We start from the raw sequence: 21679 nt of genomic DNA, 5'->3' as shown, positions 1-21679 counted from the left end.
GTCGACTATTCCTCGACCACGTCGGCCACCACCACCGTGACGTTGTCCGGCGCGCCCGCGTGCAGCGCCAGGTCGATGAGCTTGCCGGCGCAGGCATCCCGGTCCGGATAGGTGGTGAGCACCTCGGCGAGGGTGTCCGGGCGGACGACGTTGGAGAGGCCGTCGCTGCACAGCAGCCACCTGTCGCCGGCGCGGGGCACCATCGTCGCGTACGACGGGTTGACGTCCTCGCCCTGCAACGCCTGGGTGACGACCGCCCGGCGCGGGTGGCTGCTGGCCTGGTCGGCGGTGATCACGCCCTGATCGACAAGCATCTGGACGAATGTGTCGTCACGGGTCACCTGTTTGAGCACACCCTCGCGGAACAGGTAGGCCCGTGAGTCGCCGATGTGTGCCAGGGCCAGGCAGGTGCCGGTACGGGCGAAGAGCAGGGCGGTCAGGGTGGTGCCCATGCCCTGGCGCTCCGGGTCCTCGGCGACTGCCGCCCGGATCCGGGCTGTGGCCAGCGCGATGCCGCCTTCGAGCGCGGCCACCAGAGCATCCTCGGGTGTCTCCACGTCCAGCGGAGCGACCGCGTCGATGGTGAGCGCGCTGGCCAGGTCACCGGCGGCCATTCCGCCCATGCCGTCGGCCACGGCGACGAGCCAGGTGCCGGCGTGCAGGGCGTCCTGGTTTCCGCTGCGGATCAGCCCACGGTCGCTCGTTCCCACGGAACGCAGCTTCAGGGTCATGGGTGGCAGCCTGCCAGGCGAAGGGCGCAGTTGTCTCTAGGAGATCAGGACGACGGCGCGTGGCGCGGTGAATCTCACGTCCGCGCGTCGTCGATTCGCGTCTGCCGGGCCCTCCTGCCGCCCTCGTCGAACGCGACAACCCATCCAGTCAGATCAATTGACAGGAGGTATCACCACTGGAAACATCGAGCCGATACCTGGGAGCGCTCCCAGGTTCTGCCACCGCCACCTGCCTCACTCCCGTCCCGGAAGGACTCCCCCGTGACGCCACACCGACGCCGCCTCCTGCTGGCTGCGGCGACCACCCTTGCCCTCACCGGCGCGGGCGCCGGCGCGGCCTACGCCGACCCACCCCCGGATGCCCCCGAACAGATCGAAAACGGCGACTTCAGCGCCGGTGTGAGCCCCTGGTTCTCCTACGGCACCGACGCGCTCACGGTGACCGACGGCCGGCTCTGCACCACCGTCCCCGGTGGGCTGGCCAACCCGTGGGACGCCGGCATCGGCCAGGACGGCGTGCCGCTCATCGCCGGCGCCGAATACACCCTCGGCTTCGACATCTCCGCCACCCCTGGCACCGCCGTCAAGGCGGTGTTGCAGCTCGGCAGCGCCCCCTACACGACGTACGCGGCAGTGGACGCCGCCGCCACCGGCACCGCCCAGCGGTTCGAGCAGACCTTCACCGTCCCGGATGACAACCCCGGCGCTCAGCTGATCTTCCAGGTCGGCGGCAGCGCCGCGGCGCAGACCGTCTGCCTCGACGACGTGTCGCTGCGCGGCGGCGAACCCCCTGAGCCGTACGTGCCGGACACCGGGCCACGGGTACGCGTCAACCAGGTCGGCTACCTGCCCGGCGGGCCGAAGAACGCCACAGTGGTCACGGAGGCCACCCAGCCGCTGCCGTGGCAGCTGCGCTCGGCCGCCGGCGCCGTACTGGCCAGCGGCACCACCACCGCGCGGGGCGTCGACGAGGCCTCCGGTCAGAACGTGCAGACCCTCGACTTCTCCAGCTACCGCACGCCCGGCAGCGGGCTGACGCTCACCGTGGACGGCGAGACCAGCCACCCGTTCGACATCTCCGGCACCCTCTACAACCAACTGCGCTCGGACTCGCTTCAGTTCTTCTACGCCCAGCGCAGCGGCATCGCCATCGACGGCGACCTGATCGGCGACGAGTACGCCCGTCCCGCCGGTCACCTCGACGTGGCCCCCAACCAGGGCGACACCAACGTGCCGTGCCAGCCGGGCGTCTGCGACTACTCGCTGGACGTGCGCGGCGGCTGGTACGACGCAGGCGACCACGGCAAGTACGTGGTCAACGGCGGCATCGCCACCTACCAGCTGCTGAACACCTTCGAGCGGACCAAGACGGCGGCCACCGCGGCCGGCGGCGCCGCGCTTGCCGACAGCACGCTGCGGGTGCCTGAGCGCGGCAACGCCGTGCCCGACATCCTCGACGAGGCCCGCTGGGAGCTGGAGTTCCTGCTGCGCATGCAGGTCCCCGCCGGAAAGCCGCTCGCCGGAATGGTCCACCACAAGATCCACGACCGGAACTGGACGGGCCTGCCGCTCGCCCCGGAGGACGACCCGCAGCCGCGCGAACTGCACGCGCCGTCGACAGCGGCCACCCTCAACCTCGCCGCCACCGCCGCCCAGTGCGCGCGGCTCTACGCTCCCTACGACGCGGCGTTCGCGGCCCGCTGCGGCACCGCCGCGAAGACGGCCTACAGCGCCGCCAAGGCACACCCCGCGGTGTACGCCAGCCCGACCGACGGTACCGGCGGCGGCGCGTACGACGACAGCAACGTCACCGACGAGTTCTACTGGGCGGCGGCCGAGCTGTACCTCACCACCGGGGCGCAGACCTACCTGACCGACCTGACCGCCTCGCCGCACCACACCGCCGACGTGTTCGACAGCCGTGGCTTCGGCTGGCAGAGCGTCGCCGCGCTGGGCCGCCTCGACCTGGCCACAGTGCCCAACGGGCTGCCCACCGCCGACGTGACCCGGATCCGCGCCTCGGTCACCACCGCCGCCGACGCGTACCTCGTCGAGCTGCGCCGGCAGGCGTACGGGCTGCCGATGCCCGGTGACGCGAACAGCTACTTCTGGGGTGGCAACAGCAACGTCATCAACAACGCCGTGGTGCTGGCCACCGCGTTCGACCTGACCCGTGACGTCAAGTACCGCGACGGCGCCGTGCAGGCGATGGACTACATCTTCGGTCGCAACGCCCTGAACATCTCCTACGTCACCGGCTGGGGCGAGCACGCCGCCCAGAACCAGCACAGCCGGATCTTCGGCCACCAACTCGACCCGAGCATGCCGCGTCCGCCGGCCGGCTCCATCGCCGGCGGCCCGAACGCGGCCCTCCAGGACCCGTTCGTGGCGAAGTTGCTCGCCGGCTGCGAGCCGATGTTCTGCTACGTCGACGACATCAACTCGTACTCCACGAACGAGGTCGCGATCAACTGGAACTCGGCCCTGGCGTGGATCTCGTCGTTCCTCGCCGACCAGGGTGACTCCGGCGCGGTGCCGGCCACCACGTGCTCGGTGCGCTACGACAACTACGGCACCTGGCAGGGCGGCACCGGATTCACCGCGCAGTTGACCATCAAGAACACCGGCACCACGGCGGTCAACGGCTGGAGCGTGCGGTTCGCGTTCACCGGCGACCAGCGCGTCCGTGAGGCGTGGCTGGCCAAGGTCACCCAGGCCGGCGCGACGGTGACCGCGAAGAACGAGTCGCACAACGCCAAGATCGCTCCCGGCGGGACTGTGACGTTCGGCTTCAACGCGACCACCTCGGGCGGGGCCAACCCCAACCCGGGCCTGGTCACCGTCAACGGCGGGGCCTGCTCACTGGGCTGACCCTGACCTGATCGGTACGGCTGGTGGCCGCTCCCCCCGTGGCGGCCACCAGCCCCGCACCGCCAGCCCTGGCTCCTGCTGACGCGGTCGCGCCGACGTGGACGGTCCGCCAAATCCGGTGGACCTCTGCCGACGGCGTACCCGATGGTGGTGGCCATGGACGGCCACGAACTGACCGACGCCGAACGTCGAGTGTGGGCGGCGGTGCCGGCCGGAACGCGGGCCGCGCTGGCCGGCCTGTCCGGTGCGGACCTGCGTACCCTGCTGCTGGGCGTCGCCCACGACCGCGCGGCGACCGTGCACCCGGCCGACGTGGTTCGCCGCTGGCGCGAGGACCGCTTCGTCCGCCCGGCCCGCGCCGACCCCCGCGCGGTCGCTCAGATCGAAGCGCGAATGTGGCAGCTCCTGCCGGCCGACGTCTCCGGAGTGGAGCTGTCGCCTGTCGTGCCGGTGGGCACCTGCGCGGCGGTCACACCGGTCAGCCAGAACAGGATCGTCACCACCATGCGCGCCAGCGAGGTCCTGAGCGACCCCACGAACGCCCTCGCGATCGAGGCGGCCCTACGTCGCCGCCGGGGCGGCGAGGTGCACCTCGCCGCCGCCCACCGGGTGCTGCGGGCACAGGACTTCGGCGGGGACGCGTCAGCGCACTTCCGGCTCTTCGCCCTGGTGTCCAGCGCGCGCGACGCTGGCTCGGGCAGCACACAGGCACGGCTGCTGATCCGGCACCTCACCTACTGGCGGACAGTCCTCGCCGACCTGGCACCAGCGGTCGCACCCCAACTGCACATCACCGTCTTCGACGACGAGGTCATCCGGGAACGGTTGGCCGACACCGTCCGACCCGCACTCGAAGGAGGCGTGGTGCCGGCGGGCGACGGGCAGATCCTCGACCAGCCCTCGGTGCCGCTCGTGGACGAGCCGGAGCGGCGACGCGGCCGGGGCTACTACACCGGTTGCGCCATACGGATCACCGTGCGGGGCGGCAGCCTGGAGATCGGTGACGGCGGCCTCACCGACTGGACCGCCCGGCTGAGCGGCGACGCCAAGGAACGCTGCCTCGTCTCCTGCCTCTCCACCGAGCGCCTCGTCGACAGCGGAGCGCGCTGAGCCGACACTCCCGAGTAGCGGCCAACTGTTCGGCGCGGTCAGCCACGGGCTCCCCGTCATCGCCGAGCCAGTGGTAGCAGCAGATTGTCCAGCCCGGCGCTCAGGTCAGCTGGCTTGTGCAAGGGTCGAATTCGGCGGCGGCACCACTCCGAGAAGCGCGACTGCCACGATGCCGCCCTGGAGCGCCACCGCCACCAGGCCGGCGCCCGTCAGTCGGATCCCAACCCAGCTACCGGCGGCCAGCAGCAAAGGGACCGTCGATCAGTGAGGTAGCCCATCGCGCCTGAGACGCGAGATCTTGGACAGTTTCCGTTCGGATGGCGGGCTCAACCGGTGGAACGGAAACTGTCCAAGATTCGCAGCGGTTCAACCCCTTCCGCCCGTGCGGCGGCCCGGGGTTGGGCGGACGAGCCCGAGCTGCACGACAATCTCCTTGCGTGCGTCAGGAGCCTCGGCGACGCTCGGGCCATGGAGTTCTTCTGCTACCACCGCGATCGTCCCGGTTCGACACCACTGCGGAGCCGGATGGTGGAGCAGCACTGGTCGTACATGGATCGATTCGCCGCCACGATGATCGCCCGCGGTCCCACCTTCACCAGCGACGGAACTCTGACCGGCAGCGTGCACATCCTCGATCTGCCAGATCCCACCGCCGCCCGCGCCTTCGCGTTCGAGGAGCCCGGCTACCAGGCTGGCGCCTACCGCGACGTGCTGCTGCGACGATGGCGCAACTCGCTGGGTCGCCGGATGTGGGACTTCAACGCTGGCCGGCCGGACTACCACCGCTACCTGGTCCTCGGGTTCACGCTGGAAGCCGTGGCGGACGCCGTCGATCCGCCGATCCGCGACGAGCTGATCGCCAGCGGACCGCTCCTTTCCGACGACGGTTCCCTGGTGCTCGGGGCGGCAGTTCTGCTGGAGGCGCCCGACGCAGATGCCGCGCGGCAGGTCCTCTCCGCTGACCGATACACCGGGATCGAAGTGCATCAGTGGCGGTTCGGGGGGCGACCGAACTGAGACGGGTACCCGCGACAGGGCGAGGTCGCGGCGGCGGTGCGCCAGCGATCCGCGCCTGCCCCGGATTCGGCAATCGGCCCAGAGCCGGGCTGTGGTGGGCGACGGTACCGGGGCGCCGGCGTTCGCCGGACCGGTCGAGCCGGTGGCAGTTGTTGTCGCCGCTTCCACCACCCGGCCACCTGCGTACCCTGTCGCTGGCCACCCTCGCCAACACGGTCGGCACTGGGCTGTGGGTGACGGGCGTGGCGCTCTACCTCACCCGCGTCGTCGGGCTGAGTCCGACACAGGTGGGGCTCGGGCTCACCCTCGCCGGCCTGGTCGGGCTGACCGCCAGCGTGCCGCTCGGTGGGCTCGCCGACCGCCGCGACCCACGGACCCTACGGGCGGTCCTGCAACTGGCGCAGGCCGCCGTGGCTGTGGCGTACCTGATGGTGGGTTCGTTTCCGGTCTTTCTGCTGGTGGCCAGTCTGGACGCGCTGCTGGTGGCCGGCAACCTGGCGGTGCGGGCCGCGCTGGTGGCCGCCATCGCCGGCCCCAGGGGGCGGGTGCACGCCTTCGCCACGCTGCGGGCGGTGGCGAACCTGGGCATCGCGATCGGGGCGGGGCTGGCCGGGCTCGCGCTGGCCGCTGACACGCCGCTGGCGTACCAGATCCTGGTGGCCGGCAACGCGACAACCTATCTGGTGTCGGCGGCGCTGCTGATGCGACTGCCTGCCCTTGCCCCGCGACCGTCGACGGCCGCCGCCGTCGCGCGGGGACGGCCGCTGCGCGACGGGCGCTTCCTCGCGGTGAGCGGCGCATCGGCGGTCCTTGCCCTCCATCAGACGGTGCTCACGCTGGTGGTGCCGCTCTGGGCGGTGAACCTGGTCGGGGCTCCCCCGCCCGTCGTGTCGGCGGTGCTGCTGACCAACACGGTGCTCACAGTGCTGCTGGCGGTGCGGCTGAGCCGGGGCGCGGACGCCGCTGCTCCGGCCGCTCGGAAGATGCGCCGAGCCGGCCTGGTGCTGGCTCTGGCGATGCTGCTGTACGCCGCAACCGCCGGTTTGTCCACCGGTGCGGCGGTCGTGCTTCTGCTGGTCGCCACAGTCGTCTACACCGTCGGCGACCTGTGGCACGGCACCGCCGGGGCAGGGCTGGCCTACGACCTGGCGCCGCCGGGTGCGATCGGTGCCTACCAGGGTGCGGATGGGATGCTCGCCGGCCTGGCTCGTGCCGGTGCCCCGGGTCTGCTGACGCTTGTGGTGCTCCACGGCGGTGTGCGCGGCTGGCTGGCCGTCGGAGGGCTCTTCGCCGTGGTGGGCCTGGTCAGCCCCGCGTTGACACGGTGGGCATTGGCCGCCCGACCTTGGTGTAGCACCATGGCGGGCATGCCCAGTCAACAGACCATCGCCATTCGCCCCGGTGGGCCCGAGGACACCGGGGCCGTGCTGCGGCTGCTCGACGGTGCCACCGCCTGGCTTGTCGCGCGTGGCCGTACCGGTCAGTGGGGCACCGCGCCAGCGTCGACGGATCCGCGCCGGATCGCCCAGGCCGACGACTGGGCCTCGGGCGGCGGCCTCTACCTGGCGATGCTCGGCGACAGTCCGGTCGGTGCGCTGGTCGTCGGCGCCGCAAGCGACTACGTACCACCGGCCACCGAGCCGGAACTCTACGTGCGGCTGCTGGTCACCGACCGGGAGCACGCCGGCCTGGGGTTCGGGGCGCGGCTGCTTGAGCACGCGGCCGACCTGGCCCGCGCGCGTGGGCTGGGGCTGCTGCGGGTGGACTGCTACGGCGGCGACGACCGCGCGTTGGTCCGCTTCTATGAGGGCTGCGGCTTCACAGCTACCGACTCGTTCACTGTCACCCGCGAGGGGCTCGACCCGTGGCCTGGGCAGGTCCTCGTCCGCCGGCTCGACTGAGCGCCTCCGAGGTCGACCCGCCGCGCCTGCGGCAGGATTTCCCGCTCGGTGACACCGAGGCCACGACCGGCAGCAGGCTTTCCAGGGGGTACGAGCCTCGGACCCCCTGGGGCGAGCCCGATCAGCCGTTGGTCCGCAACTTCGGCAGCACCTCAGCGCCGAACGTGTCGATGAACCCGCGCTGTTCCTGCCCGACGTGGTGCAGGGCGATCTGGTCGAAGCCCAACTCCACGTACTCCTCGAGCCACCCGACGTGCCGGCCGAGGTCGGCCGAAATGTTCACCACCTCGGCGACCCGTTCGAGCGGCACGTCGGCCGAGACGACGTCGAAGTGCTCGGGGGTGTCCAGGTCCCAGCAGACCGGCGGGGCGAAGACGTTGCTACGCCACTGGTCGCACGCGATCGCCTCCGCCTGCTCCTGCTCCGGCGCCCAGGAGACGTGCACCTGGAGGTGCAGTGGCCCCCGCCCGCCGGCGCCCCGGTACGCGTCGATCATCTCGCGCAGGTGCGCCACCGGCGCGTTCACGGTGATCAGCCCGTCGGCCCACTCGGCGCACCACCGGGCGGTGGCGACGCTGACTGCCGCACCGACAAGGGCGGGCGGCTGCTCGGGGCGGGTCCACAGGCGGGCGCGGTCCACCCGGACCAGGCCGTCGTGGCTGACCTCCTCGCCGGCCAGCAGCGCGCGGATCACGTCCACGCACTCACGCAACCGGGCCGTGCGGATGTCCTTGCGCGGCCATCCGTCGCCGGTGATGTGCTCGTTGCAGGCCTCGCCGGTGCCCAGCGCTGCCCAGAACCGGCCCGGGTACATCGCGCCCAGGGTGCCGATCGCCTGCGCGATGATGGCCGGGTGATAGCGCTGGCCGGGCGCGTTGACCACGCCGAAGGGCAGGCCGGTGGCCTGCAGGGCGGCACCGAGCCAGGACCAGGCGAAGCCGGACTCGCCCTGCCGGGCGCTCCACGGCGCGAAGTGGTCGGAGCACATGGCGGCGTCGAAGCCGGCCCGTTCGGCGTGGATCACCGACTCCAGCAGGGCGCGCGGACCGATCTGTTCATGCGAGGCGTGGAAAGCGAACGACGTCATGCCGGCTCTTCCTACCCAGGCCCGCACCGCCTGATGCCTGCAAGGAGGGGCCCCCTGTTAACGCCTGGCGTTAACAGGGGCCCTTCCTTGCAGGCGGCGAGCTACTCGGCGTGCGCGCCGGCACCCGCGGAGGCCGCGCCCTCGCCCACCCAGACCGTCTTGGTGTTGCAGAACTCCCGCATGCCCAGAGCGGACAGCTCGCGGCCGTAGCCGGAGTTCTTCACGCCGCCGAACGGCAACTCCGGATAGGACGTGGTCATGCCGTTGATGAAGACGTTGCCGGCGTCCAGGTCGGTGGCGAAGCGTTCCTGCTCGGCCTTGTCCCGGGTCCAGGCGTTCGAGCCGAGCCCGAAGCTGGTGCCGTTGGCGACCTCGATGGCCTCCTCGTACGACGACACCCGGTACAGGCCGGCGACCGGGCCGAAGACCTCCTCGGACCACATCCGCATCTGCGGGGTGAGGTCGGTGACCACCGTCGGCGGGTAGAACCACCCGTCGCCGGCCGGCAGCTCCCCGCCGCAGAGGATGGTGGCGCCGTTGTCGGCCGCGTCGCGTACCTGGGCGTGCACCTCGTCTCGACCGCGCTCGCTGGCCAGCGGGCCCACGTCGGTGTCCGGGTCCATGGGGTCGCCGACGCGCAGCGCGGCCATGTTCGCGGCGAACTTCTCGGCGAACGCGTCGAAGACGTCGGTGTGCACGATGAAGCGTTTCGCGGCGATGCAGGACTGCCCGTTGTTCTGGCAGCGGGCGGTGGTGGCCACCTCGGCGGCGCGATCGACGTCGGCCGAGGGCATCACCACGAACGGGTCGCTGCCGCCGAGTTCCAGGACTGTCTTCTTCAGCTCCCGGCCGGCGATCTGGGCGATGGAACGGCCGGCGGCCTCGCTGCCGGTGAGGGTGGCGGCGCGTACCCGGGGGTCGGCGAGGATCCGCTCGACTGCCTCCGAGCCGACCAGCAGGGTGGTGAACGCCCCCTCGGGGAACCCGGCGCGGCGGAACACGTCCTCCAGCAGCAGCGCGGTCTGCGGCACGTTCGAGGCGTGCTTGAGCAGGCCGGTGTTGCCGGCCATCAGCGCCGGTGCGGCGAAGCGCATCACCTGCCAGAGCGGGAAGTTCCACGGCATCACCGCGAGTACCACGCCGATCGGCTGGTAGCGGATGAACGCCCTGGTGGCCTTGACCGCGTCGGAGTCGGCAGGCTCGTCGGCGAGGAACCCGGGCGCCTTGTCGGCGTAGAAGCGGGCGGCCGTGGCGCACTTGGTCACCTCGGCCTGCGCCGCGACGTACGTCTTGCCCATTTCCGTCGTCATGATCCGGGCGATCTCGTCCCGTTCGGCGTCCAGCAGGTCGGCGGCCGCCTTCATCCAGCGCGCACGCTCGTCGACGGTGGTCCCCCGCAGCTGCTGGTACGCCAGGTCGGTGCGCTCGATGGCCGAGTCGATCTGCTCGGTGGACATCGCCTCGTAGGTCTTGAGCACCTGTCCGGTGGCGGGGTTGGTGGTGGCGATATGGGGCATGTCGTCCTCCTGTCACTCGAACAGCGAGTGTCGTACGCCCGGCTCCTCGCGGCGGCGGGCGGCGCGACGGCGCTGGATCACGACCAGGTCGACCACGGCGACAACCGCGAAGATCGCGCAGACGACGCCGAGCCAGGCGATCCCGGCCCAGAACGCCAGCACCGCGAAGAGCACCATGATCACCAGCCCGAAGCTGGCCAGGGTGAGGCGAAGGTTCAACGCACTGTAAGCATGGCCGACCGTGCCACGGGCACGCCGGGGCTGCGATCTCGTCATACCCAACGATCTACCCTCGATCCGGGGCGTTAACCGGGCCCCGAGCGCCGCGCTGGACGGCTGGAGCCCTATAGCATCCCGACGGCCCTGCCGCCGCCACTTCGCCGCATATCCGACAGCGTGTTCCCTCCGCACCACGCCCTGCGCATAGAGTTACCGCGCTGTCGCTCTGTGCTGCGAGACGGGGGTTGTCATGCCTCGACGCTGGGTCGCCGCCCTGGCCTGCCTCGCGGCTCTCGTCGCGCTGGCCTGCGAAGGCGGCACGTCGGCGACACCCCGTCCCACAAAGAGCGCGCCGCAGTCCGGCGGGCCGGGCGGCATCGCCGCGCTCGGCGACTCGATAAGCACCGGTTTCGCCTCCTGCCTGGTGCTCACCTCCTGCGAGCGCAACTCCTGGTCGACAGGCGACGGGCTGCGGGTGCAGAGCCACTACCGGAGGCTGCTCGACCAGAACTCCGCGATCCGCGGCCGGGCGTACAACCATGCCCGGCCCGGCGCCCGCGCCGACGCCCTCGAAGGCCAAGCCCAAGCGGCGGTACGTGACCGCGTCGACTACGTCACCGTGCTGATCGGCGCGAACGACGTCTGCCGGGGCGGGGTGGACGCGATGACGCCGGTGGCGCAGTTCCGGGCCGACGTCGACAGGGGTCTGCGGGTGCTGCGGACCGGCCGACCGAAGGCGCGGGTGCTCGTGGTGAGCATTCCTGACCTGTACCGACTCTGGGAGGTCGGGCACGACGACCCGCGGGCGACCCGCGCCTGGCGGCGGGGCATCTGCCCAGCCCTACTGGCCGACGCCACGTCGACGGCGCCCGCCGACCGCGCCCGCCGGGCGGCCGTGCGAGAGCGGATCGACGCGTACAACGGGCAGTTGGTGGCGGCCTGCCGGGCGTACGGCTCGCGGTGCCGGCACGACGGCGGCGCGGTGCACAAGGTGCGGTTCACCCTGGACCTGCTCAACCCGCTGGACTGGTTCCACCCGAACGCCACGGGGCAGGGCCGGCTCGCCGAGGTGACCTGGCGGGCCTCCGGCCTGGCCAGCTGAGCCACCGGGCCGCCCCGGCCAGCGACTCACCGGTGGCGGCAACAGCGACGGGCGGGCCAACGGCCAGCGGCTCACCCTCGGCGTGGCTCCGGAACGGTGGTGCCGCGCTGCCGGTACAGCGCGCGGGAACGCTGCGCGAGGTCCTTGGTTGCAGACGAGTTGGCCCAGGTGCCGAGGACTATCGCCGCGCCCGGCACGATCTTGGCGACCATGCGCTTGGCGGCCCGGACGCCGGCCATCTGGGCGAGCCGGACGCCGAGTTGCAGCATGACCCGGCCGAGCGGGCGCTGGCCGCCGAGCCCGAACAGCGCGTCGGCGCGCTCCCGGCCGGCGGCCACCCCGAGCGCCAGCCGGGCGCTCTCGGCGACCTTGTGCACCCGTTGCAGCACGAGCAGGTCGGTGGCCCGGTCGTTGTGCAGGGGGTCGACGTCGTACGCGGCGGCGATGTGCAGCACCATCCGCGCCTGGGTCCAGGCCAGCACGCCCACGTCGAGAACAGCGCCGGGCAGCCCGGCCACCCCCGAGACCGCCCCGGAGAGGCGAGCCAGGTTGACGAACTTGCGGGCAGCCTGGTCGGCGAGGGCGTCGGCCGAGACGCCGGGGTGCTCGGCACGGGCCCGGGCGGCCCACTGCGCGGCCTCCGGCCCGAGCCGGCGCACCGCCTCCAGGGCGAGGTGCTCCGGGGCGTACTGCGGATCGTCGCGCATCCGGTCCCACAGCCGTGCCGGCGGACCTTCCGGCGCGGCCGGCGGCGCCTCCGGCGTGTCGGCGGACGGCTCGGGGGTGGGCACGGCGGGCTGACCGCCGGCGGGTGGGGTGTCGGTCACCGGGTCTCCCCAGGGGTCACGGCGGGCAGGACGATCGCTGCGGTCAGCGACGGCGGTTGGACAGCCGCGCCGCCAACCCCTTGAGCTTCTGCTGGTTGCCAGGCTTGGCCAGCTCGCGCCGACCCCGGTCCACCAGCTGCTGGCCCTTGGGGGAGCGCAGGAAAGTGCTGATCCGCTGCATCAGTGACATGACGTCCTCCTGTCGGTGGTCCCTGAGTCATGTGTACTCCGTACCCGCAACGGTTGTACCCGGGACGCGACAGGCTCAACCCCACCGTCCACAGTGGTCGGTAGGCTACTACCCGGCCGGAACGATGGCGTCGACGACCCGGTTGGCCCGCCATTCGTGCTGCTGGTAGTGCTCGGGATAGGCGGAGATCTGCACCGCCTGGGCGGCGTCGGTCAGCCGCATCTGCTGCCAACCGGGCACCTGCTGCAACGCGGCGAGGAACTGGCGGGTGGCGTACGCCGGGTCCATCAACCGGCCGATCGGGCCCCACCCGCTGCTGGAGCGCTGCTGGAACAGCCCCACCGAGTCGTGGTCCCAGCCGACACCCTGGTGCGGATAGTTCTGCGACTCGGGCAGAACCCCGCTGGCGACGTTGTAGAGGTTGCTCTCCTGCATGGCGGTGGCCACCGCGATCACCAGGCCACGCCGCGGTATGCCCATGTCGCGACCGGTCCGGACGATCACCTTGGCGTTGTCCATCTGGTCCTCGTCCAGTCCGGCGACCGGCGCCGGGTCGGTCGGCTTCGCCGTGACGACCTTGCGGGCCCGCGCTGTCGTGTCCGGGTCGGCGGTGGTCGCGGAGGGCGATGGGGTCGCGGCGGGGGTCGTCGGCGCTGCCGAACGGCCGAGACCACGGGAGGCGCTCTGCTGCTCGGCGCGCTGCGCCAGCTCCGAGCTTGCCACGTCGTCGCGGGTCGCCACGCCAGCGTCCCCCTCGCGGGTCTGCACGGCGGCGGCCAGGCCGAGGCAGCAGACCACGCCGGTGGCGAGCGCCACCTGCGCCCGGCGACGTCCGGTCAGGTCACGGGCGTACGACCGGAGCCGACTCGCGGGGGTTGTCCGTTCGGCTGAGGTGCCATCCTCCATTTCGGCAGTGGGGCTGCTCGGGGCGTTCGGGTCGTCGAGGGTGCCGTCGTCACGCATCAACCGAGGCTAGGCAGGAGACCTCCTCGATCACGCAGGGTGATCACGTGGTCCTCGCCACAGATTCGGGGTGCCCTGGTGGACGACTGGGGCGGCCGGACGCGCCCGGGGAACGGACCTCGCGTACCGGATGAAGCCGGTGTCGCACGCAGGCCGGCACGGGCGGTGACAGGCCCGGACATCGGTCCCGCCCGCGCCACATGATCGACTAACTCGGCCCTTGAGCCGACCCATCCATCGTCCGAAAGGCGTATTGGGATGGTTGGTCCGATCGTGCCCACCGGCAGGCAACGGATCGCCCGGCGAAGGAATGCACAAGGATGGCGGGTACGTTGCCCGAACCGGGTGCCGTCCGTCGCGTCGGCATTCCGTAGGCACATTTCAGGGAGGTCCGCACCGGTGCTCGACCCACACGAGCTCTACCAGCTCACCGACGATCTGCCCGACCTCGGGCAACCGGTCCTGATCCAGGCCCTCACCGGCTTCGTGGACGCCGGCAACGCCAGCCGGCTGGCCCGCGAGCAGCTGCTCACCTCGCTGGAGAGCAGGCCGATTGCCACCTTCGATGTCGACCAACTCTTCGACTACCGCTCGCGCCGGCCGGTGATGACCTTCGTCGAGGACCACTGGGAGAGCTTCGACGCGCCCGCGTTGGAGCTGCACCTGCTGCACGACGACGACGAGACGCCCTTCCTGCTGCTCACCGGCCCCGAACCGGATCTTCAGTGGGAGCGGTTCACCGCCGCGGTCGCCGGCCTCGCCGCCCGGCTGGACGTGCGGCTCACCGTCGGACTCAACTCGATCCCGATGGCGGTGCCGCACACCCGGCCGACCGGCGTGACCGCGCACGCCACCCGACCGGAGCTGATCGCCGGTTACGAGCCCTGGCTGCAACGGGTCCAGGTGCCCGGCAGCGTCGGTCACCTGCTGGAGTTCCGCCTCGGCGAGCAGGGCCGCGACGCGCTCGGCTTCGCCGCGCACGTGCCGCACTACGTGGCCCAGACCGAGTACCCGGCCGCCGCCGAGGTGCTGCTCACCTCGGTGTCACGCAGCACCGGGCTGCTGCTCCCCGGCGACGGGCTGCGATCCGCCGCCGAGGTGGTCCGGGTCGAGATCGACAGGCAGGTCGCCCAGACCGAGGACGCCGCCGCCCTGGTCCAGGCCCTGGAGGAGCAGTACGACGCGTTCGCCCGCGGGCGCGGCGAGAAGAACCTGCTCGCCGCGGACGCCGGCCCGCTGCCCACCGCCGACGAGCTCGGCGCGGAGCTGGAACGGTTCCTGGCCGAGCAGACACGCCCCGGCGACACCCCGGGCGGCTGACCCGGCGACGCGGGGGTGGATGGGGCAGGCTGGGGGCATGCGTCTGGCGACCTGGAACGTGAACTCGGTGAAGGCCCGCCTGCCCCGGCTGCTGGAGTGGCTGGCCGGCACCGCCCCCGACGTCGTCTGCCTTCAGGAGACCAAGTGCCCCGACGACGCCTTCCCGATGGCCGAGGTCGGCGAGCTGGGCTACACGGTGGCCAACCACAGCAACGGCCGGTGGAACGGGGTGGCGATCCTGTCCCGGATCGGCCTGGCCGACGTCCGGGTCGGGTTCGCGGGCGAGCCGGGCTTCCCCGAGCCGGAGGCCCGGGCCGTCTCCGCCACCTGCGACGGGGTGCGGGTCTGGTCGGTGTACGTCCCGAACGGCCGGACGCCGGACGACCCGCACTACGCGTACAAGCTGGCCTGGTTCGCGGCGCTGCGCGACGCCCTGGATGCGGAACTCGCCAGCGGCCTGCCACTTGCCGTCTGCGGGGACTTCAACGTCGCCCCGACCGACGCCGACGTCTGGGACCCGGCGGTCTTCACCCACTCCACGCATGTCACCCCGCCTGAGCGGGCGGCTCTCGCGGCCCTTCGTGACCTGGGGCTCAGCGACGTGGTGCCGACCCCGATGAAGGGGCCACACCCGTTCACCTACTGGGACTACCGGGCCGGGATGTTCCACCAGAACAAGGGCATGCGGATCGACCTGGTGTACGCGTCCGCGCCGTTCGCCCGCGCGGTCCGCTCGGCGTACGTCGACCGGGAGGCCCGCAAGGGCAAGGGCCCCTCCGACCACGCCCCGATCGTGGTCGACGCCGAGCTCGTTCCGGCGGTCGAGACGTTCTGAGCCTCGCTCCCCCGCTGGTGGCTAGGGTGGGCAGATGGCAGTCGTGAAGATCAACGCAATCGAGGTCCCCCCGGGCGCCGGGGACGAGTTGGAGAAGCGGTTCGCCGCCCGCGCGGGAACCGTGGAGAACTCCCCCGGATTCCTCGGGTTCGAGCTGCTCCGGCCGGTTGCCGGCGAGACCCGCTATTTCGTGTACACGAAGTGGGAGAGCGAAGAGGCGTACCAGGCCTGGGCCGCCGGGCCGTCCCGCGCCGCCCACGCCACCACACCCGGCGAGAAACCCAAGCCGCCGGTCGCCAGTGGCGCGAGCCTCCTGGAGTTCGAGGTGGCGCTGCACGTTCCGCAGCCCTGACCCTCACGCGGGTGCACGGAGATCGAGGTGTCCGGCGTGACGGGATGCCGCAGTTTCCGTGCGCCCCGCGTCAGGGCTTGCGGGACGACTGCATGGTGGCGAACGCGATCACGTTGTCGGCGTAGCCGGTCCGGCCGCCGATGAACTGGCCGCCACAGGTGATCAGTCGCAGCCCGGCGGGGCCGTCGTGGCCGTAGATGCGTTCGGCGGGCAGCCTGTCCTTCGGGAAGTGCTCGACGGTGTCGACTTTGAAGACCACCACCGACCGGTCCGCGCGGGCGACCTCGATCAGGTCCCCGGGCTTGAGTTTGCCCAGGTCGTAGAAGACCGACGGGCCGCTCTTGGTGTCCACGTGCCCGACGATCACGGCCGGGCCGGGCTCGCCCGGGGTCGGGCCGCGGTCGTACCAGCCGGTCTCGTTGTGCCGCTCCAACGGCGGTACGGCGATCGAGCCGTCGCGGGCCTGCCCGACGGGCGCCACCGGCGCGGCCACCTTGATCGCCGGCACCGTGAGGCGCACCGGGCGGCTGGCCGACAACCCGACCGTCTCACTGCGGGCGGGACGGTCACCGCCGGCCGGAGCCCAGTCGAGGGGGCCGACCGACCGGCCCAACCCTGCCCCGGTGGCGAACACGCCGGCCAGCACCAGCACCACGGCCAGGGGCACCGACCAGGGGCTGCGCCCGGACGGACGGCTGCGCCGGGGCGCGACGGCCGTGGCCGGGCGCGCGGCCACGGACGGCCGACCCGGGGAAGCCGACGGATCGGCGGAGGCCCGCTCGACGGACGACCGCTCGGCAGCGGACCGCGTACCAGCGGACGGCCGCTCGGCAGACGGGCCCGAACCGGCGGGCGGTCGGGAGCCGGCGGGCGGCGGTGTGGGGCGGAAGATCTCCATGGCGGGCTCAGCGGCGGACAGCGCCACGGACGGTACGCGGTCGACGCAGGGCCAGCACCGCGACGATCAGTCCGGTGATGGTGAGCGCCGCGCCGCCGGGCAGCAGCAGTTTGCCGGTCATGCCGCCGGAGCCACCGCCGAAGCCGGTGGCCGGCCCTCGGCTCGGGTGTTCCGGCACCTTCTTGACCACCTGGAGCATCGTCGAGGCGGTCTCGCCGTCGCGGCACTCAAGCTTGACCCGGTAGTTGCCGGGGCGGGTGCGCTCGCGCACCATCGGTGCGGCGGTAAGGACGCCACGCTGCGGTTGGACGCCGATCGCGCCGAAGGCGTCGGAGACGACAGTGGCGCCCACCGAGTTGTCCCGGCAACTGGCCCGGATGCCGACGAGGTAGCCGGGCTGCACGGTGCTGGGGGTCACCTCGACGAACACGTCGACCGGAGGCGGCGGCTGGGGCGCGGACACCGGCAGGCCAGCCGGCTGGGACGCGTCCGGCCCGGGAGCGGCGTACGCGGGGGCGGCGGCCAGCAGGGGGCCGGCGAGCACTGTCACCACGGCCAGGGTCACGCCGCCACGGGTCACTGTCACGATGCCCCCTCTCGACGCGGTAGGACCGCGCCGGGCAGCGGACCGCCCGGCCTGCCGTACCAGATGGATCCTCTCATTCCCGGTCGCACATCACATCCGATCCGCCGACGGCGTCGCGTACCCTCGGATGGTTGTGACCGCCACCGACAATGATCCCGCCGCCGTTGCGCCAGTGGGCCACATCCGCACCTTCCACCCCCGTCGTGGCCGGATGAGCGGCCGGCAGACCGACGCGCTCGACCGGCTCTGGTCCCGTTACGGCCTGGACGTGTCGGACGCGCCCGTCGACCTCGCGAAACTGTTCGGCCGTCGGGCACCGGTGGTGCTGGAGATCGGCTCGGGCATGGGGGACAGCACCGCCGCGATGGCCGCCGCTGACCCGGGTCGAGATTATCTGGCGGTCGAGGTGCACACGCCGGGAATCGCGAACCTGCTCGACCTTGTGGAACGCGGTGACCTGGGCAATGTGCGGGTCGCGCGGGGCGATGCGTTGGACCTGGTCAGGGGCCTGCCCGAGGGTGCGCTGGCGGCCGTGCACGTCTATTTCCCGGACCCGTGGCCCAAGGCGCGCCACCACAAGCGGCGGATCATCCAGCCGGCGCACGTGGCACTGCTGCGCTCGCGTCTGGCGGCCGGCGGCACGCTGCACTGCGCGACCGACTGGGCCGAGTACGCCGAGGCGATGCGGGAGACCCTGGACGCCGACCCGGAGCTGGTGGACGCGTACGGCGGTTTCGCGCCTCGCCCGGCCCACCGGCCGGTGACGAAGTTCGAGCGGCGGGCGATCACCGCCGGGCGGCCGGTCGCCGACCTGATCTACCGGCGTCGGTGAAACGGAGGCCGGTTGGCGCCGGAGGCCATGATCCAGGCACCATGGACGGGATATGACGCTCACCGCCGCGCTGCCGCCTAGCGCCGACCCCGACACCCTCTTCGACGCGTTCGCCGGTTGGGCGAAGGAGCGCGGCCTCGACCTCTATCCCCATCAGGAGGAGGCGGTCATCGAGATCGTCTCCGGCGCCAACCTGATCATGAACACGCCCACCGGCTCGGGTAAGAGCCTGGTGGCGATCGCCGCGCACTTCGCCGCCCTCGCCGACAGCCGGACGACCTTCTACACAGCGCCCATCAAGGCGCTGGTGTCGGAGAAGTTCTTCGCGCTGTGCGAGGTCTTCGGCGCCGAGAACGTCGGCATGCTCACCGGCGACGCCAGCGTCAACGCCGACGCCCCGATCATCTGCTGCACGGCGGAGATCCTTGCCAATCTGGCGCTGCGCGAGGGCGCGAAGGCCGACGTCGGCCAGGTGATCATGGACGAGTTCCACTTCTACGCCGAGCCCGACCGGGGCTGGGCCTGGCAGGTGCCGATCATCGAGCTGCCGCAGGCCCAGTTCGTCCTGATGTCCGCCACTCTCGGCGACACCACCCGGTTCGTCGACGACCTGACCCGGCGTACCGGCCGGCCGACCGCCGTCGTGCGCTCGGCCGAGCGGCCCGTCCCGCTGATCTTCTCGTACGCGATGACGCCGCTGCACGAGACGCTCGAAGAACTGCTGGAGACCAAGCAGGCCCCGGTGTACGTCGTGCACTTCACCCAGGCCGCCGCGCTGGAACGCGCCCAGGCGCTGATGAGCGTCAACGTCTGCACCCGCGCCGAGAAGGACATGATCGCGAGCGCGATCGGTGGTTTCCGGTTCACCTCGGGCTTCGGCAAGACGCTGTCCCGGCTGGTCCGGCACGGCATCGGCGTACACCACGCCGGCATGCTGCCCAAGTACCGCCGGCTCGTGGAGACCCTCGCCCAGGCCGGCCTGCTCAAGGTCATCTGCGGCACCGACACCCTCGGCGTCGGCATCAACGTGCCGATCCGCACCGTGCTGTTCACCGGTTTGTCCAAGTACGACGGGGTCCGCACCCGGCTGCTCAAGAACCGGGAGTTCCACCAGATCGCCGGGCGGGCCGGTCGGGCCGGCTACGACACCATCGGCCGGGTCGTGGTGCAGGCGCCCGAGCACGTCATCGACAACGAGAAGGCCCTCGCGAAGGCCGGCGACGACCCGAAGAAGCGCCGCAAGGTGGTCCGCAAGAAGCCGCCGGAGGGCTCGATCGGCTGGGGTCAGCCCACCTTCGACCGGCTGGTCGAGGCCGAGCCGGAACCGCTGACGTCCAGCTTCCAGGTCAGCCACTCGATGCTGCTCAACGTCATCGGCCGCCCCGGGGACGCGTTCACCGCCATGCGGCACCTGCTCACCGACAACCACGAGGAGCCCGCCGCCCAGCGCCGGCACATCCGACGGGCCATCGCCATCTACCGGGCCCTGCGCGCCGGTGGGGTGGTCGAGGAACTGCCCGAGCCGGACGAGACGGGCCGGCGGATCCGGCTCACCGTCGACCTCCAGCTCGACTTCGCCCTCAACCAGCCGCTCTCCCCCCTCGCCCTGGCCACCATCGAGTTGCTCGACGCCGAGTCCCCGTCGTACGCCCTGGACGTGCTCAGCGTCATCGAGTCGATCCTCGACGACCCCCGGCAGATCCTCTCCGCGCAGCAGTTCAAGGCGCGCGGCGAGGCGGTGGCAGCCATGAAGGCCGAGGGCATCGAATACGAGGCCCGCCTCGAACTGCTCGACGAGGTGACCTACCCCAAGCCGCTCGCCGAACTGCTCGGGGCCGCGTACGAGATGTACCGGCAGGGGCACCCCTGGGTCGCCGACCACGAACTCTCCCCCAAGGCCGTCGTCCGCGACATGTACGAGCGGGCCATGACCTTCACCGAGTACGTCCAGTTCTACGGGCTGACCCGCTCGGAGGGGCTCGTCCTGCGCTACCTGGCCGACGCGTACAAGACGCTGCGCCAGACCGTCCCCGAGGACGCCAAGACCGAGGAGCTGATCGACCTCATCGAGTGGCTCGGCGAACTGGTGCGCCAGGTCGACTCCAGCCTGATCGACGAGTGGGAGCGGCTGCGCAACCCGTCGGACGTGGCCGAGGTGGCCCAGGCGCACGCCTCCCTGACCGACCGGCCACCTGCGGTGACCCGCAACGCGCGGGCCTTCCGGGTGCTGGTGCGCAACGCGCTGTTCCGCCGCGTCGAGCTGGCCGCGCTGCGCCGCTGGGATCTGCTCGCCGAACTGGACGCCGGCGACGGCTGGGACTACGACGCGTGGGCCGACGCGCTGGGGCCGTACTTCGAGGCGTACGACTCGATCGGTACCGGGCCGGACGCCCGGGGACCGGCGCTGCTGATGATCGAGCAGGGCCGGGAGAAGTGGACGGTCCGGCAGATCTTCGACGACCCCGACGGCGACCACGACTGGGGTATCAGCGCCGAGGTCGACCTGGTGGCGTCCGACGAGGTCGGCGCGGCGGTCGTCCGGATCACCGACGTCGGCCAGCTCTGACGTCCGCCGTCACCGGGTACCGGCGGTGGCCTTGATCCGGCGTACGGCCTCGGCGGCGCCCTGATTCCACGGGGTGCCGTGGCCGGGGAGGATCCAGGTGGCCCGCAGGTCCTCGATGCGGGCGAGCGAGGCGAGCGCCAGCGCCGGGTCGTCGGTGAACGGCGCCGGCTGCGGACCCGGCTGGCCGGTCAGCACGTGACGGGTGGTGAGCGCGTCGCCGACGAACACGGCGTCGGCGATCGGCACGTGCACGGCGATGCTGCCCGGCGAGTGACCGGGCATGCCGATGATGCGGGGAGCGCCGGGCAAATCGAGCACCTGCCCGTCCTGCACGGCGACCACCTCGGTGAGGTAGGTCGTGCGCAGCCCGCCCTTGCGGCCCGCGTACCAGATGAAGCCTGCCGTCGCTCCGATCTTGAGGGTCCCGAAGGGCGCCTTGGACTTGACCTCGCCGCGGGCGCGGGCGGCGTCCGCTTCGTGCACGTAGACCGGTACGCCGTGGTCGCGCCGGAGCCGTTCGGCGAAACCGATGTGGTCGGTGTCGCCGTGGGTGAGGATCAGACCCTTGACGTCGGCGAGCGAGCGGCCCATGGCGGACAGCTCCGCGACCAGGTCGGACCAGTGGCCGGCGAGGCCGGCGTCCACGACGGTCACGCCCTCCTCGGTGTCGATCAGGTAGGCGGCGACGATGTCGTTGCCGATGCGGTGCAGGTGTGGTCCGAGCTTCATGGCTTCCTCCAGGTGTGGCGTCCCGC

20 protein-coding genes are annotated in these 21679 nt (G+C 71.8%); 10 read left to right on the top strand and 10 right to left on the bottom strand.

The genetic code is table 11. From position 1 onward, the window contains the following. Positions 1-5: 5 nt before the first annotated feature. Positions 6-731 (bottom strand): PP2C family protein-serine/threonine phosphatase, encoded by a 726-nt coding sequence (locus ACLQ23_RS25920; RefSeq protein ID WP_355595696.1) that lies wholly within the window; start codon positions 729-731, stop codon positions 6-8. A gap of 261 nt (positions 732-992) precedes the next feature. Between ACLQ23_RS25920 and ACLQ23_RS25915 the strand changes: the two genes are divergently transcribed. The 4 genes from ACLQ23_RS25915 to ACLQ23_RS25900 all read left to right on the top strand — a co-directional run bounded on the left by ACLQ23_RS25915 (position 993) and on the right by ACLQ23_RS25900 (position 7630). Then, positions 993-3602: a glycoside hydrolase family 9 protein gene (locus ACLQ23_RS25915; RefSeq protein ID WP_425881222.1), complete on the top strand. Its 2610-nt coding sequence runs from the start codon at positions 993-995 to the stop codon at positions 3600-3602. Positions 3603-3758: 156 nt separating this feature from the next. Then, positions 3759-4712, top strand: coding sequence for a hypothetical protein (locus tag ACLQ23_RS25910; RefSeq protein ID WP_355595700.1), 954 nt, complete (start codon positions 3759-3761; stop codon positions 4710-4712). A gap of 468 nt (positions 4713-5180) precedes the next feature. Then, on the top strand, positions 5181-5729 hold the full coding sequence (locus ACLQ23_RS25905; protein WP_425881221.1) for a YciI family protein: 549 nt from the start codon (positions 5181-5183) through the stop codon (positions 5727-5729). 152 nt (positions 5730-5881) lie between these two features. Beyond that, positions 5882-7630, top strand: a complete 1749-nt coding sequence (locus ACLQ23_RS25900) for an MFS transporter (RefSeq protein WP_425735866.1) — start codon at positions 5882-5884, stop codon at positions 7628-7630. Between the two features lie 121 nt (positions 7631-7751). Here ACLQ23_RS25900 and ACLQ23_RS25895 read toward each other — a convergent pair whose 3' ends face one another. From ACLQ23_RS25895 to ACLQ23_RS25885, 3 genes are all read right to left on the bottom strand, one after another. Further along, positions 7752-8717: a TIGR03885 family FMN-dependent LLM class oxidoreductase gene (locus ACLQ23_RS25895; protein WP_355595706.1), complete on the bottom strand. Its 966-nt coding sequence runs from the start codon at positions 8715-8717 to the stop codon at positions 7752-7754. Positions 8718-8818: 101 nt separating this feature from the next. Then, on the bottom strand, positions 8819-10234 hold the full coding sequence (locus tag ACLQ23_RS25890) for an NADP-dependent succinic semialdehyde dehydrogenase (RefSeq protein WP_355595708.1): 1416 nt from the start codon (positions 10232-10234) through the stop codon (positions 8819-8821). 12 nt (positions 10235-10246) lie between these two features. Then, positions 10247-10510 (bottom strand): DUF6343 family protein, encoded by a 264-nt coding sequence (locus tag ACLQ23_RS25885; RefSeq protein WP_053653412.1) that lies wholly within the window; start codon positions 10508-10510, stop codon positions 10247-10249. 193 nt (positions 10511-10703) lie between these two features. Here ACLQ23_RS25885 and ACLQ23_RS25880 point away from each other — a divergent pair, with 193 nt between their 5' ends. Then, positions 10704-11555 carry a GDSL-type esterase/lipase family protein gene (locus ACLQ23_RS25880; RefSeq protein ID WP_355595710.1) on the top strand — a complete coding sequence of 284 codons (852 nt, stop codon included), beginning with the start codon at positions 10704-10706 and terminating at the stop codon, positions 11553-11555. A gap of 71 nt (positions 11556-11626) precedes the next feature. Here the strand turns inward: ACLQ23_RS25880 and ACLQ23_RS25875 are convergent, their stop codons facing one another. The 3 genes from ACLQ23_RS25875 to ACLQ23_RS25865 form a co-directional block, all read right to left on the bottom strand. Then, positions 11627-12382 carry an EcsC family protein gene (locus tag ACLQ23_RS25875; protein ID WP_355631571.1) on the bottom strand — a complete coding sequence of 252 codons (756 nt, stop codon included), beginning with the start codon at positions 12380-12382 and terminating at the stop codon, positions 11627-11629. Positions 12383-12425: 43 nt separating this feature from the next. Further along, complete coding sequence (locus ACLQ23_RS25870; RefSeq protein WP_355595714.1) at positions 12426-12572, bottom strand: hypothetical protein; 147 nt, start codon at positions 12570-12572, stop codon at positions 12426-12428. Positions 12573-12680: 108 nt separating this feature from the next. After that, on the bottom strand, positions 12681-13535 hold the full coding sequence (locus ACLQ23_RS25865) for a peptidase M23 (RefSeq protein ID WP_425881220.1): 855 nt from the start codon (positions 13533-13535) through the stop codon (positions 12681-12683). 399 nt (positions 13536-13934) lie between these two features. On the opposite strand from ACLQ23_RS25865, the gene ACLQ23_RS25860 reads away from it, so the two are divergent. Genes ACLQ23_RS25860 through ACLQ23_RS25850 form a run of 3 tightly spaced genes read left to right on the top strand, consistent with a single transcriptional unit; the run spans position 13935 to position 16042 of the window. After that, positions 13935-14855, top strand: coding sequence for a proteasome assembly chaperone family protein (locus ACLQ23_RS25860; protein WP_355595718.1), 921 nt, complete (start codon positions 13935-13937; stop codon positions 14853-14855). A gap of 37 nt (positions 14856-14892) precedes the next feature. Then, positions 14893-15690 (top strand): exodeoxyribonuclease III, encoded by a 798-nt coding sequence (locus ACLQ23_RS25855; RefSeq protein ID WP_425881219.1) that lies wholly within the window; start codon positions 14893-14895, stop codon positions 15688-15690. Positions 15691-15724: 34 nt separating this feature from the next. Continuing rightward, entirely contained in the window at positions 15725-16042 is a 318-nt protein-coding gene (locus tag ACLQ23_RS25850; protein ID WP_355595722.1) for an antibiotic biosynthesis monooxygenase family protein, read from the top strand. A 70-nt stretch (positions 16043-16112) separates the two neighbouring features. Here ACLQ23_RS25850 and ACLQ23_RS25845 read toward each other — a convergent pair whose 3' ends face one another. Continuing rightward, positions 16113-16778 (bottom strand): class F sortase, encoded by a 666-nt coding sequence (locus tag ACLQ23_RS25845; protein ID WP_355595769.1) that lies wholly within the window; start codon positions 16776-16778, stop codon positions 16113-16115. Positions 16779-16947: 169 nt separating this feature from the next. Beyond that, positions 16948-17529, bottom strand: a complete 582-nt coding sequence (locus tag ACLQ23_RS25840; RefSeq protein ID WP_355595771.1) for a hypothetical protein — start codon at positions 17527-17529, stop codon at positions 16948-16950. 130 nt (positions 17530-17659) lie between these two features. On the opposite strand from ACLQ23_RS25840, the gene trmB reads away from it, so the two are divergent. Together trmB and ACLQ23_RS25830 are read left to right on the top strand one after the other, a co-directional pair. Continuing rightward, a complete protein-coding gene (gene trmB, locus ACLQ23_RS25835) occupies positions 17660-18358 on the top strand; it encodes a tRNA (guanosine(46)-N7)-methyltransferase TrmB (RefSeq protein ID WP_425735864.1) in 699 nt (232 codons plus the stop codon). 52 nt (positions 18359-18410) lie between these two features. Then, entirely contained in the window at positions 18411-20924 is a 2514-nt protein-coding gene (locus ACLQ23_RS25830) for a DEAD/DEAH box helicase (protein WP_425881218.1), read from the top strand. 9 nt (positions 20925-20933) lie between these two features. Here the strand turns inward: ACLQ23_RS25830 and ACLQ23_RS25825 are convergent, their stop codons facing one another. Further along, positions 20934-21653 carry an MBL fold metallo-hydrolase gene (locus ACLQ23_RS25825; protein ID WP_425735863.1) on the bottom strand — a complete coding sequence of 240 codons (720 nt, stop codon included), beginning with the start codon at positions 21651-21653 and terminating at the stop codon, positions 20934-20936. Between the last annotated feature and the right edge of the window lie 26 nt (positions 21654-21679).

Source organism: Micromonospora sp. DT41 (assembly GCF_049841715.1).
Taxonomy (GTDB): domain Bacteria; phylum Actinomycetota; class Actinomycetes; order Mycobacteriales; family Micromonosporaceae; genus Micromonospora; species Micromonospora profundi.
Note: the sequence above shows the minus strand (reverse complement) of the source record. Positions and strands in the feature narration are given on the sequence as shown.